The following is a 14,638-nucleotide window of genomic DNA, read 5'->3' as shown; positions in this document are numbered from 1 at the left end:
CGCTCCACGTGCCCCCAACGGGATTCGAACCCGTGCCGCCGCCTTGAAAGGGCGGTGTCCTAGGCCGCTAGACGATGGGGGCTCAAGGCTTTCGCCCTGTTCCGTGACGCCTTCCGTCGGAGACCTCTGAAGCATAGGGGACGTTTGCCCCTGATGCCAAAGCGGCCGGCGACGGCGAGCCGCTGCCGGTTGCCGTCGGCGACGGCGGCGCCTGCGGCGACTCGGGAGAAATTGTACGACCAGGGTCCGGCTCGATATGACGCTCACACTGGATCCACTGCTCGCCGAGGCCGCCGACGGTGATGTCGTCCCAGGCCTCCAGGCGGTGGCTGCTCTTGCCGAAGTAGAGCACCGAGGCGGTCAGCGGGGTCGGCTCGTCGTGTTCCAGGCCGCGCAGGCCGGCGCCTCCGGTGGAGCCCTGGATCATCAACCGGGTGCCGGAGGGCAGCAGCTCGGTGGACCGCGCGTGGACGTGCCCGCTCAACACGAGCGGCACATACCCGGACAGGCCGCGCCCCACGGTCGGATCGTGGACGGCCACGATGTCGGCGGCGATCCTGTCCGGGGCCGAGGTGGAGGCGGACCGGGGCCACTCGCGCGGCGCCAGCTTGGCCGCGTTGGCCCGGCCGAGGTCGAGAAGGCTCTTGCTCTCGTCGCCCGCCGCCTGCACGGACTTGTCCGGGGTGAACCTCGGGTCGCCGATGCCGTAGATGTTCAGCCCCTTGACCGTGGCCGCGGCGCCGTCCAGCACGATGGCGTTCTTCTGCTTCTCGACCGCCCGCTGGGTCGTCATGGAGTCGTGGTTGCCGCGCACGAAGACGTACGGCACGCCGAGCGAGCCGATCTCCTTGACGAACTCGTTCTCGGCCTTGGTCCCGTGGTCGCTGATGTCGCCGGTGTCGACGATGAGGTCGACCTTGAACTGGTCCTTCAGCGACTTGATCATGTTCCAGCCCAGCGGGTTGATGTGCAGGTCGGAGACGTGCAGCACGCGGATGGTGCCCGGATCGGGGTCGAAGATCGGCAGGTTCGACCCCGCCTCGTACAGCTGGGAGACGTTGGTCACCAGCTTGGCGAGCTGGCCGCGATATTCGGAGAACTTGGTCACGATCGACTGGGCGCTGCCGACCAGGGACGGCACACCCGTGAGCAGCCCGGTGTACCGGGGCTCGGCGATCGAGCGGGGGTTGAACGTCAGCGCGGAGACGCCGCCGAGAACGACGACCATCGCCAGCGAGCCCGCCGCGGTCCAGACCGCCCGCGACAGCCGCCGGAAGGCCACCAGGCCGGTGATGAACCCGGCGGCGACGGCGAACAGCACCGCGCGCAGGACGAGGCTCCGCAGACCGGAGATGACATCGGCCTCGATGGTCGTCGGCAACCGGTCGGCCCACCGGGGATTCTTGAGAATCTCCTCCGCGACCTCCGGGTGGACCGCCTCGATCGTCAGGTCGAGGCGCAGCGGGCCGTTGTGGCTGTTGAAGCTGAGCGTCCCGAGGGGCCGTACGTCGATGACGGTCTCCCCGCTCCATGACGGGGCCAGGGACATCCCGATGTCGGCAGGCCCGACCGGTGTGTCCACTTTGGCGCCGAACGCCATGCCGAGCCATCCGCCGACCACCGCCGCGAGCACGACCGCGAGCACGCGGACGGACACACGGGCGAGCCTGCTGCCGGCCGTCTTATGGGCGAACGCCCTCAACCACGAGTTCTCCATCCCTTCCTGACTACCCGAAGATGCGCCCTCTTTGGTTACCGGGCCACGGTCTTCCGGTTACCTACCGTCGGGCTGGGCCTCCAGACGCGCCCGCATTCCGGACAAAATCAGCGCAATGCCATGCTCGAAGGACGCATCCGTCTGCGGGCCCTTGGTCTCGGCCATGACCGCGCGCACGTTCGGGTACGGCGCGAGGCTCTCCAGCGCCTCCTCGAACAGAGCCGGGTCGCTCGTTCCCCGCTCCTGGTCGGACTGCTCCTCCAGGACGAATCCGCCGAGGAAGCTCGCGAGCGTGCCGAGACCCCACATCGCGTCCGTACGGGGGAATCCCGCGCGCTGCAGCGACTCCAGGATGGTCTCGACGGTCTGCAGCGTGGCCGTTCCGGGGTGGGTGCCGGCGGCGAGGCGCGCCGTGTCGCGGTGCGACTTGAAGGCGCGGCGCTGGCCCCTGCACCACTCCGCCAGCCACTCCTCCCACGACTCCCCCTCGCCGAGCGGCCGCAACGGCTCCTGCACGGAGATCGCCTCGGCCATCTCGTCGAGGAGTTCCTGTTTGTTCCTGAAGTGCCAATAGAGGGCTGGGGCCTGCACGCCCAGCTCGGTCGCAAGCCTGCGCAGGGTCAGCTTCTCTAGCCCCACCTCGTCCAGGAGCCGGATGGCGGTCCTGACGATCGTGTCGCGTTCGAGTGCCACGGTTGACAGCTTAACGGTGTTCAATGCATCCTTAACGTTGTTAAATTTAACCGCGTTAAGGAGATGCCGTGATCCATGCGGAAGGAGTACGCAAGCGTTTCGGCACGACCGAGGCGCTGCGGGGCGTCGACCTCGACGTGCCGCGCGGCTCCGTGTGCGGCCTGCTCGGGCCCAACGGCGCCGGCAAGACGACGATGGTGCGCGTCCTCACGACGCTGCTGCGCCCCGACGGCGGCTCGGCCCGGGTGGCCGGCTGCGACGTGGCCGGGGACTCCGAACGGCTCCGCTACCGCATCGGCCTCGCCGGCCAGCACGCGGCACTGGACGAGCTGCTGACCGGACGCCGCAACCTGGAGCTGTTCGGCCGGCTCTATCACCTGCCCCGCCGTACGGCCCGCCGCAGGGCCGAGGAGCTGCTGGAGCGGTTCGGCCTGACCGAGGCGGCGAACCGTCCGGTGCGGACGTATTCGGGCGGCATGCGGCGCAGGCTCGACCTGGCCGCCAGCCTGATCGTCTCCCCGCCGGTGCTGTTCATGGACGAGCCGACCACCGGCCTCGACCCCCGCAGCCGTCTCGCGCTGTGGGACGAGCTGCGCGCGCTCGTCGCCGAGGGAACGACCCTCCTGCTCACCACGCAGTACCTCGACGAGGCCGACCACCTGGCCGACCGCATCGCCGTCATGGACGCCGGGCGGGTGGTCGCGGCCGGGTCGCCGTCCGCCCTGAAGGCGAAGGTGGGCGGCGACCGGGTGAGCATCGCGTTCCGCGACACCGCGGACCTGGCTCCCGGCGTCGCGGCGGTGCGCGGCGTGCTTGCCGGCGAGCCCGAGATCGACACCGCAGAACGGCGGCTCGTCGTGCCCGTCTCGGACGGCGCCGCCTCCCTGGTCAGGGTCGCCGCGGCCCTCGGCGCCGCCGGGGTCGGCGTGGAGGACCTGGGGCTGCGCCGCCCGACGCTGGACGAGGTCTTCCTGGCGCTCACGGACGCGCCGGGCAGAGAGAAGGAGGCGGCATGATCACGGTGGAACCCCCCGCGACGAGGGGGCAACGGCTGCGCTGGGCCCTGAGCGACACGTACGTCATCGCGGGGCGCAGTTTCTCCCAGCTGCGCGCCCAGCCGGGCCAGATCGCGGCCGAGCTGATCGCCCCGGTCATCATGACCATCCTGTTCGGGTACGTCTTCGGCAGCGCGATCAGCCTGCCCGGCGGGGGCGACTACCGGAACTACCTGATGCCCGGGATATTCATGCAGGTCATGGCGCTGTCCGCGGTCGCCGCCGCCACGTCGGTCGCCGAGGACATGGCGCGCGGCATCATCGACCGCTTCCGCGTCCAGCCCATCGCGCGCGGGGCCCTGCTGGCCGGGCGGAGCCTCGCGGACCTGTCCAAGGACTGGCTGTCGCTCGCGATGATGGCCGTCTGCGGCCTGCTGATCGCGGGATGGCGCCCGCACGGTACCCCTCTGGAGACGCTCGCCGGCTTCGCGCTGCTCGCCCTGTTCGGGTACGCGATGATCTGGGTGGGCACGTACATCGGGCTGTTCGTGAGGAACGGCGCGTCGGCGGACGCCGCCACGTTCGGCTGGCTGTTCCCGATGACGTTCCTCGCCAACGCGTTCGTGCCGCTTGAGAGGCTGCCCGGATGGCTGCGGGCGATCGCGGACTGGAATCCGATGAGCGCCGTCGTCTCGGCCGCCCGGGAGCTGTTCGGCAACCCCGGTTCGGCCGCCGCCTCCTGGCCTCTCCAGCATCCGGTGACGGCGTCGCTGTCCTGGTCGCTGCTGATCATCGCGGTCTTCGCACCGCTCGCCGTACGGCGCTACCGCACGGCAGCCTCGCGATGACACGATGAGACCGTGATCGACGTCCCGCTGAAGAGGTTCGAGGAGCTCGTGGCCGAGGCGCTCGACACGATCCCCCCGGATCTGGCCAAGGTCATGGACAACGTCGTCGTCGTGGTGGTGGACGACCCGCCCGAGCCCGGCCTGCTCGGGCTCTACACCGGCATTCCGCTGACCGAGCGGGGCGACTGGTATTCGGGGGTTCTCCCGGATCGCATCGAGATCTACCGGAACCCCACGCTGGAGATCTGCGAGACCGAGGACGACGTGGTCGAGGATGTCCGCGTCACCGTCGTCCACGAGATCGCCCACCACTTCGGCATCGACGACGAACGGCTGCACGAGCTCGGCTGGTGACGGCCCCTTTCCTCGGGCGTTTTGCCTCGTCAGGGCGGCGATCGCCGTTCGCGGCCTGCGAAACGGGACTGTCAGCGGGTTGCAAAAGTCGCTTCCGACGGGCACTGTAAGTGACATGTTGACCACGGGCTGTAAGATCCAGTCGCCGCGGCGGACACCGGCGGACATGGCCGGCGGAGCGACCTCTGCGGAGTGAGATGGCGGCCACCAAGCCCGGCAGGCTGTCCGGCCGGCACCGCCGTCCCCCCGAGGTGCGGGCCACCTATCGGGAGGTCGCCGCGATCCCCGAGTTCCGGGCCCTGTGGCTCGGACAGGGCATGTCGCTCCTCGGCGACCAGCTCGCGCAGGTGGCGCTCGCGGTGCTGGTCTACAGCCGGACCGCTTCGCCGCTGGCAACGGCCGCCGTCTACGCCCTGACCTACCTGCCGCCCATCGTCGGCGGGCCCCTGCTGTCCGGGCTCGCCGACCGGTACCCGCGCAGGCGGGTCATGCTCTGGTGCGACATGCTGCGCGCCCTGATGCTCGCCGTGATGGCCCTGCCCGCGACACCGTTTCCGGTGCTGTGCGCGCTGGTCTTCTTCGTCGTGCTGCTCGGCGCGCCGTTCTCCGCCGCCCGCGCGGCGCTGCTCCCCGAGGTGCTGGAAGGCGACAGGTACGTCGTGGGCTCGGCCCTGCAGAACGTGACCAACCAGGCCGTGCAGATGCTGGGATTCGCCGCCGGGGGCGCGGCGATCGCGGTGCTCGGGCCCTATCGGGCGCTGGCGCTGGACTGTGCGACGTTCCTCGGATCGGCCCTGGTGATCGTCGCGGGGGTGCGGCACCGCCCGGCCCCCCTGCGGGAGGACGGCGACCGGCCGTCCATATGGCGGATGACGATGTCCGGCGCGCGCCTGGTGTTCGGCGAACGGCGGCTGCGCACGCTCGTTCTGTTCGCCTGGCTGTGCGGGTTCTACGTGATCCCCGAGGGCATCGCGGTGCCGTACGCCGCTGCGCTCGCCGACGGGAGGCTGCCCGTCCCGGTGATCACGGGTCTGCTGATGGCGGCGATGCCGACGGGCACGGTCATCGGCGCGTTCTTCTTCGGGCGGTTCGTCACGCCCTCGGGACGGCTGCGGGGCATGGGATGGCTCGCCATGCTGACCTGCGCGCCGCTCGTGCTGTGCGCGATCCGGCCACCGCTGGAGGGCGTGCTCGCCCTGTGGGTGCTGTCCGGAATCGGTGGGGCCTACCAGCTCGCGGCCAACGCGGCCTTCGTCCAGTGCGTGCCCGCTTCGGGGCGGGCCGCGGCGTTCGGGCTGGTGCAGTCGGGCCTGCTGGCCGCCCAAGGCGTCGGCATCCTCATCGGAGGCGCCGCCGCGCAGCGACTCGGCCCAGAGGCCGTCGTGACGCTGGCGGGCGTTGCCGGGCTGTGCACCGCGGCCATGCTCGCCATGCTCTGGACCGAGTCGCGCAGGGAGATCATCGCCAAGGTCCGGGCCGCCGCTACCTGAGTCAGGCCTGCGGACCCTGGTTCTGGGAGTCGCCGGCGGAGGGCCGGCCGTACGGGTGCTGCTCGTAGCCGGGGGCCTGCGGGGCCTGCGGGGGGTAGGGGGTGCCGGTGGGGCGGCCGCCCTGGTTCCAGCCCTGCTGGACGTTGTCCCACTTGGCCTTGGCGTCCTGCCAGACCCGGCCGTCCTTGTTCTTGTCGATGAGGTCCTGGACGATGGAGGAGTTCTTGCCCTCCTCGGGGAGGAGGAGCCAGGCGACGGCGTAGACGCCGACGCCGAGGCCGCCGAAGAAGCTCGCGACGGCGAGCCCGAGGCGCAGGATGTTGGCGTCGATGCCGGTGTACTCGGAGACGCCCGAGCACACTCCGGCGACGATCCTGCCGTTCCGAGTGCGGTGGAGCTGCTTGACCGAACCGTTGGAGTTCATCTCGTTCATACCTCCACAGTGCCTTTCGGGGGGGTGGACGCACATCGGGATTCCCCCTGGCCCTACCCCGAGGAGGCCCGGATACCCTGACGCCATGGACGACCTTCTCGAGCTCGACGACCAACTCGACCCCGAGCACCGCATGATCAGGGATTCCGTAAGGGAACTCGTCTCCGGCAAGGTCCTTCCCCACGTCGGCGAGTGGTTCGAGCAGGGCACGTTCCCCGCCCGCGAGCTCGCCCCGGCCCTGGGCTCGCTCGGCCTCCTCGGCATGCACCTGGAGGGGTACGGCTGCGCCGGGCTCGACGCCGTCTCGTACGGCGTGGCCTGCCGGGAGCTGGAGGCGGGCGACTCGGGGCTGCGGTCGTTCGTGTCCGTGCAGGGGTCGCTGGCGATGTTCCCCATCTGGAAGTACGGCTCGGACGAGCAGAAGGAGGAGTGGCTGCCCCGGCTGGCGTCAGGGGAGGCCATCGGGTGCTTCGGCCTGACCGAGCCCGACCACGGGTCCGACCCCGCCGGTATGCGCACCACCGCCAAGCAGGACCCGTCCGGCGACTGGATCCTGAACGGCGCCAAGATGTGGATCACCAACGGCTCGATCGCCGACGTGGCCGTGGTGTGGGCGCAGACCGACGAGGGCATCCGGGGGTTCGTCGTCCCCACCTCGACCCCCGGCTTCTCCGCCCCTGAGATCCACCGGAAGCTGTCCCTGAGGGCCTCGGTCACCTCCTCTCTGTACTTCGACGACGTACGGCTGCCCGCTTCCGCGGTGCTGCCGGGCGTCACCGGGCTGAAGGGCCCGCTGTCGTGCCTCACCGAGGCGCGGTACGGCATCCTGTGGGGCGTGGTCGGAGCCGGCCGGGCCTGCCTGGAGGCGGCCGTGGACTACGCCACCACGCGCGTGCAGTTCGGCAAGCCGATCGGCGCCTTCCAGCTCACGCAGGAGAAGCTGGCCTGGATGGCCGTCGCGCTCGGCCAGGCCGGGCTCACCGCCCTCCACCTCGGCCGTCTCAAGGACGCCGGGAAGCTGAAGCCCACCCAGGTCAGCTTCGGCAAGCTGGCCAACGTCCGGGCCGCGCTCGACATCGCCCGCGAGGCGCGTACGGTGCTGGGGGCCAACGGCGTCACGCTGGAGTATCCGGTCATCAGGCACATGAACAACCTGGAGTCCGTGCTCACGTACGAGGGCACCCAGGAGGTGCACCTGCTCACTCTGGGCAAGGCGCTCACGGGCCTCGACGCCTTCCGCTGACGCCGCTGTTCACCGCGATCAGGGACAATCGCGTCGCCGAAGACGCGGTACTCTCTGTACCCTGCATCATGGGGAGTGTTCCACGGATCACAGCGCGACACGGGCCGGGGTCCGCGGGGCACGACCAAGGGGTGCTAGCTCAATGGCAGAGCTGCGGACTTTTAATCCGTCGGTTCAGGGTTCGAGTCCCTGGCGCCCCACCCTCAATGAGCTGGGCAGACTCCCGAATCGTGATCGATCGGAAGCCTGCCCGGTTGCATTTCTGGTTGCAGTTGTGCACTCGCCGGTTCAGTCGTCCCACAGCGCCCGGCCCATCCGCGCCATGGCGTCGCCGGCCAGATTCTCCGTGACGTGGGTGTAGCGCTTCGTCGTAGTGAGCTGGGAGTGCCCGAGGATCACCTGAACGACCCGCATGTCTATCCCCTGCTCCAGGAGCAGCGTCGCCGCCGTGTGCCGGGCGTCGTGGACCCTGGCGTCCTTCTCGACCTCCGCCAGGCGGAGCAGTTCCTTCCACTCCTCCCAGTCCTGCCGAGAGTCGATCGGGCTGCCGTCACGCTCGCACCAGACGAGATCCCAGTCCTGCCACCTCTCCCCCGCCGCCGCGCGCTCGGCCTCCTGGGCTTCACGGTGCAGCTTCAGGAGTGGGATCAACGGCGGAGGAAGCGGAACCACTCGCCTGCTCTTGCCCTTGCCGCCTCGCGGCCCTGCGCCCGCTCGGCGGCCGGGCATGCGGCCTGGGGGCCGGTCACGGCCGCCGGCGGCTCGGGCCGCCCGCTGCAAACGTCCGCATACCTTAGCAATCCGAAAACAGCAACCGCTGACGCGGACGATCAGGTGAGAGGCTCGCTCCTCCCGCCCGTTTCCATTTCGGGGAACCCCAAGGCTGCCAAGCCGGAATGCACCGCTTCAGCTTCCCGATCGAGCAGGCTTCGATCCCTGGTGCCCCAGTTGGCCTCTATCCGGAAGGCATCCCCCACAAACCGAGGGAACACGTGCAGATGGAAGTGAAAGACCTCCTGAAAAGCGGCTTCGCCGTCCGCCAGGAAGATGTTCACACCCTCGCAGCGAAGACCTGAGCGCCGCAGAGCCCGCCCCATACGGTGGCCGATCCTCCACACATGTGCGCTTGTTTCCTCATCTAGGTCCTCCAGTCCAACAGCATGTATGCGGGGAATCACAAGAAGATGGCCAGGCGTGATCGCCCCAAGATCCATGATCACCACTACGCGATCGTCTGCGTAGGGGATACTCGCCTCAGCCTCACCGTGGAGGATGGCGCAGAAGATGCAGCTCGGGCTCTTAAGATCTCCCATGTACAGCATGGTGGTGCAATGCAGCGCGTATGACGATTGCTTTCGCCGGTAAGCAGGTCACAGGACTGTCCATCGCAGGTCCGGTCTGCTCAAAAGGCTAGGCCGGAAGCGGCCCCTCCCTTTCTGCCTCCGGCGGGGGCGCTCCGGCTCCAGGATGATCAGCCGCGCATTGCCGAAGGCCGTAGATGGCTGAGGTAGGGGCCTGATCATCCCGCCGCCATCGACCCGGGACAAGCCGAGCGGACCAGGGCCCGCTTCCTCTTCGGGCGGGTCGACGGCGACGGGATGATCAGGCAGGCAGGGCGTGCGCGCCGCGCGGGGAAAGACCAGGTCACGGGCTGATCGCCGTGCCATTAGCGTGCCATTAACCAGGGTGACGAGGGGTCAACCACGGTCACTCATGGCCCGCCCGACGCCCAGGTCAGCCGCCCTGCGAGGCATGATCCATGCGATTCCCAAGCTGACAGCGCGGGGATTGACGCGGGCCCGGCGGTCTATAGCTTCCTGTCACTGCCGGACTACCATCGTCCGATGAGTAATGATGTTGGACAGCTTCCCGAAGGGTGGACCTTGGCGCGTGTCGCCGAGGTGGCCGTTACCGATTCCGCCGAATTATTGCCACTTGATAGGCCAGTGTTCATCGACGCCCGTCCGGGTGATAAAGAGGAAGTCCCCGTCTCCCTGATCATTCAGGTCGGAGGCCTGTGTCTGGCCCGTGACGCCCGCGATGGCGAGTACCTCATGGGACAGATCGACGACTCGGGGGCCGTCTCTTGTTGGGCCTCATACGGTGACGATCTAGCAGAGGCATTGAGAGCGCTCTAGTCGCCGAGTTGCATTTCTGGTTGCAGTTCAAGGTGATCCAGGACGGTTCAGAGCGGATCAGGTAGGAGCCCTGACCTGCATTGAACTGTTCGGAACCGTGATCGGCCGAGCTTTTAATCCGTCGGTTCAGGGTTCGAGTCCCTGGCGCCCCACCACTCCACACCCAATCTGAACTGGGATTTCTCGGCCAGATGGGTCTCGCGGGAGCAGTTGATCTCGTTTGGTTGAGATACTCACGATGAAAAGGGCTCAACGAGTGATAGCCCTTGTCGGCGAAGGTCATCACGTTGTTGCTGGTCAACGCATCGATGAGGCCGACCGTCCGGGTGGCGGTCAGGTCGTGCATCGCGCTGGGAAGGGCAGGAGAGGCCCAGACCAGGCGGCCGGCGGAATCGGCGAGGAACTGGACGTTCATCCCGTGGCGCTTGTGCTTGCCAGAGCCGCGTTCGTGGCCGAGCAGGGCCCTTCGCAATGGCTCAGAAGCTGCTGATCCGTGTCGTGGTGTACGGGGCGAGCCGAGCCGCCACCACATGCCTGAAGTTGACCACGTAGGTGAATGGGCCCGGCTCTCCCTCGTGGGAAATTTGGAGGGACACCACAGTGCCCTGCTCCATCCAACTGACGAGTTTCTCGGCTGTGGGCATCGTGCCCTGCATGCGGAGAATCAGTTCCTTTTCCTTGCCAACGCTGAGTAAGTAGAGCAGCCCCGAGGGGGCGTCCGTGGCCATACGATTCTCCTCGCATCAGGGACGGTGGCCCGGTCCACATCGGTATCCCCCGCGATCCTCGGGGGTAGCCGGATCTCAGCGGTGATGTCTACGGCGGGAATCCGCGTCGCCGCCGCCGAGGCTTCTGGAGCCGTGCCGTCGCAGGTTCGGGCACCGGGACCCGCCTTCTACCAGTCCGTTACCGGTCCTGGATCGCTTCCTGTGCCCATCATGGCCCCGGCCTGCGGCTGCCGGACGCGGGCACCGGGTACACATCCGTACGGATGGCCGTTCGTGGCCTGGGTCTTCGGTGGTTGCCGCTCCCTCGGAAGGCTCTGTCTGTGATCCTTATGCGTGCGTCCGCATCCCCTGGATCTTGGCTGCGGCCTGAGACCATCCCACTTCCGTTATCCACGCATGCACTTCAGACACCAGCCCGTGGATCCAGGCTCAGCGAGCGCGCGGTTCCGAGCCAGTCGAGCCGGCGGGCAACTTGCCGGGCGGTGTCGATGACGGCGTTGACGTATGGGGACGGGTCGCCTGAGCGCCACAGGAGCGACCAAGGGTAGTGGTGGTTTGGTTCGATCAGTGGCCGCCAGACGGTGCCTGAACGGTTGGATGTGCGGGCGGAGGAGGGGACGCAGAGCACGCAGCGGTGCTGGAGGACGAGATCTTCAGCTGCGTGGTTACTCTCGACGGTTCCCTTGTAGACGGTGGGCTCGAAGCCGGCTGAGCGGCACAGTTCGCGGACAAATTGGTTGGACTCCGGCGTTTGGGCCTCCTCGCCGAGCAGGAGGAGTTCCTCGGCCAGGGATGCGACGGGCACCCCGTCCAGCGCAGCGAAGCGGTGGGTATCAGGAACCAGCACGCCCAGCGGATCGAGCCGAATGAGTTCGGAGGCCACGTCGGGGGGGAGGTGGGAGGAGAGGCCGATCCCGATCTCCAGGCGCCCGTCGGCCAGTTTGCGGTACTGCGTGGGGGTGCTCGCCTCGACCTGGTGAATTGTCAGCTCCGGATGGCGCTGCTGTACGGCTCGCAGGATCTGGGGCATGGAGTCGTAGCCCGCGTCGACGATGCCCGCCCGGAGTGTGGGCGGAGAACCGACGGCGTTCCTGGCCGCGTACGCCGCCCTGCTGACATGGTCGAGGATCTGCCGGGCCTCGATGAGGAAGGCGGTGCCGGCCGGGGTCAGTTCGACGTGGTGGGTGCTGCGATTCAGCAACCGCACACCTAGTTCGCGTTCGAGACGTTGCACCTGTTGGCTCAGCGCGGACTGCACGATGTGCTCGCGAAGCGCCGCCCGGCCGAAGTGCAGCTCCTCGGCCAGGGTCACGAAGTAGCGGAGCTGACGTAGCTCCATAGGCCATCCCCTCCGGCCTGCGGCGTCGACGCGGACCCGCGTTCTTCCACCTTAGGTCCTCGCGCAGGCGGCCGCCCCGGCGCGAACCGGAAGATCGACTCGAGGACGACCACCACGGCCACCGCTGACCAGGGGTTCCGTGCCGCTACGGCGCTGCCCTCAGGGTCCGGCGGATGTGCGGGCTTCCTCGGCCAGGCCTGTGCGGCGGCGCTCGATACGGCCGGGATCGGGCCAGCGCACGTCGGTGACCCAGCCCAGACGCTCGAAGAGCCGGATCAGCCCGGCGGCAGGGTCGATCTGGCGCCGGTCCAGGCCGTGCACTGCACAGGTGGGCTCACTGTGGTGGCCGTTGTGCCAGCTCTCCCCGAACGACAGCACCGCCAGCGGCCACAAGTTGGTCGAGCGGTCATGACGGCGAGTGGCGAAAGGCCTGCTGCCGACCACGTGGCAGAGGGAGTTGACGCTCCAGGTGACGTGCTGCAGGAGGGCGATGCGAACAAGCCCGGCCCACAGGAACGCGGTCAGCCCGCCGTACAGGCTGCCGCTGATCGCCCAGCCGGCCAGGAACGGCAGCCCCAGCGACAAGGCGCACAGGGCGGGAAACGCACGCGCGACTCTCACCATCGCCGGATCGGCGAGCAGGTCGGGCGCGTAGCGGGAGGCCGGCGTGGGATCGTCGGCGAACAACCAGCCCAGATGCGCGTGGGCAAGCCCACGGAGCTGGCCGTACAGGCTGGTGCCGTACCGGTAAGGAGAATGCGGATCGCCGGGACGATCGGTGAAGGCGTGATGGCGTCGGTGGACCGTCACCCAGTCGATGACGTTGCCCTGGAAGCTCATCGACGCGGCGACCGCCAAGGCGACCCGAAGCCACGGGCGGGCGGTGAAGGACCCATGGGTCAGCAGCCGGTGGAATCCAACGGTCACCCCGAACCCTGTCACAACGTACAGTGCCCCGGCCAGCACCAGGTCGGTGGGCGCCACTCCACGCCCCCACGCCAGCCAGAGCCCGAGCACCAGGGCGACGAACGGCAGCACCACGATGATCGTGGTCAGGCCTATCTGTGCTCTGCCCGCCGGAACCTGCTCGGCGGCCCCAGGAAACGGTGACGTGCCGTCGTAGTCCTCCCGATGTTTCAGGATCTGTCCGGATGTAGTCATGAACCTCTTTCCTCTAGCTTCGCAGGGCTCGTCCGTGCACGTGACACCATCGCCAGGGCGTCTCCGAATCCAACTCGGCGCCCACCGGATGGCCGGCCTCGTACACGGCCGGCACTCGGGAGGCCGTGACGCGAGGTACGCCAGCCGACCTGCGTCCAGTCAACGTGGCCGGCGGGACGGCGGAAACGTCCAATCAGAGCAAGAGTCATCTCCGGCTGAGATAGCCCGCGGGAGACGCCGGTCGAGACTGCCTTCAACGGGCTCCTGGGCAGTTGGATCTATGATCTGCGCAGACGATGAGCATTGCTCACAACGCGTCTATCCGTTCGCCCGCGTATGACATTGACTCGAAGTGTTTCGGGTCCCCCTCCAGGCGTGTAGTAGAGCTACCGAGGCCTCGTGACCGGCTCCGGCATCCATAGCCATGTGTTCTCAGGCGACGGAGATTGTCGTGCCGACCGATCACGCACTCGGCCGTGGCCATCGGCCGATCGACGCGAGCCGTGGCCCGCCTTTCCGCCCATCGGAGTGCCGGTTCGACAGGTTGCACCCCACCTACTCAGCGGAGTGGCCGCCCTTCTCGCCGTGGCCGAAGGAGTCGGCATGAACACCACTGGCATAGCAGGCGCACCGGACCCCACCGTCAGCGAACGCATCGGCAAGCCGGTCAGCGGTCCCATCACGGCTTCCAACGGCCGCCTCCGGATAAGTCCATCCCTCGATCCGCCAGGACTGAGAATCGATGGTGATCTCGACCGCGCCACCCTGCCCGCCCTGACCGAAGCACTGGCCTCTCTGGCGGACGGCGGCAGCCCAGTCGTTGATCTGAGCGGTCTGGTGTTCGTCGACATCGGCGGCCTGCGCGCCCTGGTCATGGCTGCCGCGCGGCTCGAGGACGCCCACGTTCTGACGTTGTGCTCCGTATCTCCACACGTGCGGCGTCTGCTCGACCTCACCGGCTGGAGCGACGCACCCCGCCTGAGACTGGGCGATGGTCCATCAGACGCACCAGGCCACCGGCATGACCTCGGTGCAGTTAGGTAAATGAACCTCTATGAGGACAACGTCACTAGAGGTCCCTTATGGGAGGCAGTCGTGACGCGGGAACGCCAACTGACCGACGCGTTCGTCGAGTTGACGGACACCCTGGTCGGAGACTTCGACGTCGTCGACCTGTTACATCAGCTCACCATGCGCTGCGTGCGACTGCTGGACGTCGATGCGGCCGGGCTGCTGCTGGCCGATCGGCAAGGGCGGCTGCGCCCGATGGCGGCCTCCACGGAGCAGGCCCGCATGTTGAAACTCCTCGCCCTCCACGACGTGGACGGCCCCGGCCTGGACTGCTACCGCACGGGCGAGCCGGTGACGAGTGCCGATCTGGTCGCCGAGGGAGGGCGCTGGCCCCGCTTCGCCGCAGCGGCGCAGCTCACCGGCTTCGTCGCGGTCCAGGCACTGCCGATGCGCCACCACGACAGGGTCATCGGCGCACTCACCCTGCT

Annotated in this window: 16 protein-coding genes, 2 tRNA genes and 1 pseudogene; 9 read left to right on the top strand and 10 right to left on the bottom strand. The window is 68.3% G+C overall.

Going from position 1 to position 14,638, the window contains the following annotated elements:
- Window positions 1–9 precede the first annotated feature (9 nt).
- The 3 genes from BXA11_RS25650 to BXA11_RS25640 form a co-directional block, all read right to left on the bottom strand.
- Window positions 10–82 (bottom strand) — tRNA-Glu (locus tag BXA11_RS25650).
- Window positions 83–1,657: a metallophosphoesterase family protein gene (locus BXA11_RS25645; protein ID WP_239105035.1), complete on the bottom strand. Its 1,575-nt coding sequence runs from the start codon at window positions 1,655–1,657 to the stop codon at window positions 83–85. It lies immediately after the preceding tRNA gene.
- 117 nt (window positions 1,658–1,774) lie between these two features.
- On the bottom strand, window positions 1,775–2,410 hold the full coding sequence (locus BXA11_RS25640) for a TetR/AcrR family transcriptional regulator C-terminal domain-containing protein (protein WP_159454841.1): 636 nt from the start codon (window positions 2,408–2,410) through the stop codon (window positions 1,775–1,777).
- Window positions 2,411–2,478: 68 nt separating this feature from the next.
- Here BXA11_RS25640 and BXA11_RS25635 point away from each other — a divergent pair, with 68 nt between their 5' ends.
- The 4 genes from BXA11_RS25635 to BXA11_RS25620 all read left to right on the top strand — a co-directional run bounded on the left by BXA11_RS25635 (window position 2,479) and on the right by BXA11_RS25620 (window position 6,097).
- Entirely contained in the window at window positions 2,479–3,426 is a 948-nt protein-coding gene (locus tag BXA11_RS25635; protein ID WP_076438583.1) for an ATP-binding cassette domain-containing protein, read from the top strand.
- On the top strand, window positions 3,423–4,253 hold the full coding sequence (locus BXA11_RS25630) for an ABC transporter permease (protein ID WP_076438581.1): 831 nt from the start codon (window positions 3,423–3,425) through the stop codon (window positions 4,251–4,253). The genes BXA11_RS25635 and BXA11_RS25630 overlap by 4 nt, the downstream gene beginning before the upstream one ends.
- Window positions 4,254–4,265: 12 nt before the next feature.
- A complete protein-coding gene (locus BXA11_RS25625; RefSeq protein WP_076438579.1) occupies window positions 4,266–4,607 on the top strand; it encodes a metallopeptidase family protein in 342 nt (113 codons plus the stop codon).
- Window positions 4,608–4,804: 197 nt separating this feature from the next.
- A complete protein-coding gene (locus BXA11_RS25620) occupies window positions 4,805–6,097 on the top strand; it encodes an MFS transporter (protein ID WP_076438577.1) in 1,293 nt (430 codons plus the stop codon).
- Window position 6,098: 1 nt separating this feature from the next.
- On the opposite strand, the gene BXA11_RS25615 is transcribed toward BXA11_RS25620, so the two are convergent.
- On the bottom strand, window positions 6,099–6,530 hold the full coding sequence (locus BXA11_RS25615; protein WP_051762736.1) for a PspC domain-containing protein: 432 nt from the start codon (window positions 6,528–6,530) through the stop codon (window positions 6,099–6,101).
- Between the two features lie 85 nt (window positions 6,531–6,615).
- Between BXA11_RS25615 and BXA11_RS25610 the strand changes: the two genes are divergently transcribed.
- Window positions 6,616–7,773 (top strand): acyl-CoA dehydrogenase family protein, encoded by a 1,158-nt coding sequence (locus tag BXA11_RS25610; protein WP_076438575.1) that lies wholly within the window; start codon window positions 6,616–6,618, stop codon window positions 7,771–7,773.
- Window positions 7,774–7,901: 128 nt separating this feature from the next.
- Window positions 7,902–7,973 (top strand) — tRNA-Lys (locus tag BXA11_RS25605).
- 88 nt (window positions 7,974–8,061) lie between these two features.
- On the opposite strand, the gene BXA11_RS25600 is transcribed toward BXA11_RS25605, so the two are convergent.
- Both BXA11_RS25600 and BXA11_RS25595 read right to left on the bottom strand, forming a co-directional pair.
- On the bottom strand, window positions 8,062–8,502 hold the full coding sequence (locus tag BXA11_RS25600; RefSeq protein WP_076438573.1) for a tyrosine-type recombinase/integrase: 441 nt from the start codon (window positions 8,500–8,502) through the stop codon (window positions 8,062–8,064).
- A 101-nt stretch (window positions 8,503–8,603) separates the two neighbouring features.
- A complete protein-coding gene (locus tag BXA11_RS25595) occupies window positions 8,604–9,086 on the bottom strand; it encodes an HIT family protein (RefSeq protein ID WP_076438775.1) in 483 nt (160 codons plus the stop codon).
- A gap of 531 nt (window positions 9,087–9,617) precedes the next feature.
- Here BXA11_RS25595 and BXA11_RS25590 point away from each other — a divergent pair.
- Complete coding sequence (locus tag BXA11_RS25590) at window positions 9,618–9,911, top strand: hypothetical protein (RefSeq protein ID WP_076438571.1); 294 nt, start codon at window positions 9,618–9,620, stop codon at window positions 9,909–9,911.
- A 220-nt stretch (window positions 9,912–10,131) separates the two neighbouring features.
- On the opposite strand, the pseudogene BXA11_RS25585 reads toward BXA11_RS25590, so the two are convergent.
- The 4 genes and pseudogenes from BXA11_RS25585 to BXA11_RS25570 all read right to left on the bottom strand — a co-directional run.
- A pseudogene (locus tag BXA11_RS25585) lies at window positions 10,132–10,350 on the bottom strand (transposase family protein); the annotation flags it as partial.
- Between the two features lie 37 nt (window positions 10,351–10,387).
- Window positions 10,388–10,639 carry a hypothetical protein gene (locus tag BXA11_RS25580; protein WP_030512071.1) on the bottom strand — a complete coding sequence of 84 codons (252 nt, stop codon included), beginning with the start codon at window positions 10,637–10,639 and terminating at the stop codon, window positions 10,388–10,390.
- Between the two features lie 403 nt (window positions 10,640–11,042).
- Window positions 11,043–11,978 (bottom strand): LysR family transcriptional regulator, encoded by a 936-nt coding sequence (locus BXA11_RS25575; protein ID WP_076438569.1) that lies wholly within the window; start codon window positions 11,976–11,978, stop codon window positions 11,043–11,045.
- A 159-nt stretch (window positions 11,979–12,137) separates the two neighbouring features.
- Entirely contained in the window at window positions 12,138–13,139 is a 1,002-nt protein-coding gene (locus BXA11_RS25570; RefSeq protein WP_076438567.1) for an acyl-CoA desaturase, read from the bottom strand.
- A gap of 603 nt (window positions 13,140–13,742) precedes the next feature.
- Between BXA11_RS25570 and BXA11_RS25565 the strand changes: the two genes are divergently transcribed.
- Window positions 13,743–14,183 carry an STAS domain-containing protein gene (locus tag BXA11_RS25565; protein WP_076438565.1) on the top strand — a complete coding sequence of 147 codons (441 nt, stop codon included), beginning with the start codon at window positions 13,743–13,745 and terminating at the stop codon, window positions 14,181–14,183.
- A 51-nt stretch (window positions 14,184–14,234) separates the two neighbouring features.
- A partial coding sequence (locus BXA11_RS25560; RefSeq protein ID WP_208865577.1) for a GAF domain-containing protein occupies window positions 14,235–14,638 on the top strand: 404 nt, incomplete at its 3' end.

Source organism: Microbispora rosea (assembly GCF_900156315.1).
GTDB classification, from domain to species: Bacteria; Actinomycetota; Actinomycetes; order Streptosporangiales; family Streptosporangiaceae; genus Microbispora; species Microbispora rosea.
This window is presented reverse-complemented; position numbering and strand designations above follow the sequence as displayed.

What these genes read in the sequence shown, in the direction of transcription:
- BXA11_RS25630 (WP_076438581.1), top strand. Translation starts at nt 3,423, where the DNA reads ATGATCACGGTGGAACCCCCCGCGACGAGGGGGCAACGGCTGCGCTGG.
- BXA11_RS25620 (WP_076438577.1), top strand. Translation starts at nt 4,805, where the DNA reads ATGGCGGCCACCAAGCCCGGCAGGCTGTCCGGCCGGCACCGCCGTCCC.
- BXA11_RS25615 (WP_051762736.1), bottom strand. Translation starts at nt 6,530, where the DNA reads ATGAACGAGATGAACTCCAACGGTTCGGTCAAGCAGCTCCACCGCACT.
- BXA11_RS25610 (WP_076438575.1), top strand. Translation starts at nt 6,616, where the DNA reads ATGGACGACCTTCTCGAGCTCGACGACCAACTCGACCCCGAGCACCGC.
- BXA11_RS25600 (WP_076438573.1), bottom strand. Translation starts at nt 8,502, where the DNA reads ATGCCCGGCCGCCGAGCGGGCGCAGGGCCGCGAGGCGGCAAGGGCAAG.
- BXA11_RS25595 (WP_076438775.1), bottom strand. Translation starts at nt 9,086, where the DNA reads ATGGGAGATCTTAAGAGCCCGAGCTGCATCTTCTGCGCCATCCTCCAC.
- BXA11_RS25590 (WP_076438571.1), top strand. Translation starts at nt 9,618, where the DNA reads ATGAGTAATGATGTTGGACAGCTTCCCGAAGGGTGGACCTTGGCGCGT.
- BXA11_RS25580 (WP_030512071.1), bottom strand. Translation starts at nt 10,639, where the DNA reads ATGGCCACGGACGCCCCCTCGGGGCTGCTCTACTTACTCAGCGTTGGC.
- BXA11_RS25575 (WP_076438569.1), bottom strand. Translation starts at nt 11,978, where the DNA reads ATGGAGCTACGTCAGCTCCGCTACTTCGTGACCCTGGCCGAGGAGCTG.
- BXA11_RS25570 (WP_076438567.1), bottom strand. Translation starts at nt 13,139, where the DNA reads ATGACTACATCCGGACAGATCCTGAAACATCGGGAGGACTACGACGGC.
- BXA11_RS25565 (WP_076438565.1), top strand. Translation starts at nt 13,743, where the DNA reads ATGAACACCACTGGCATAGCAGGCGCACCGGACCCCACCGTCAGCGAA.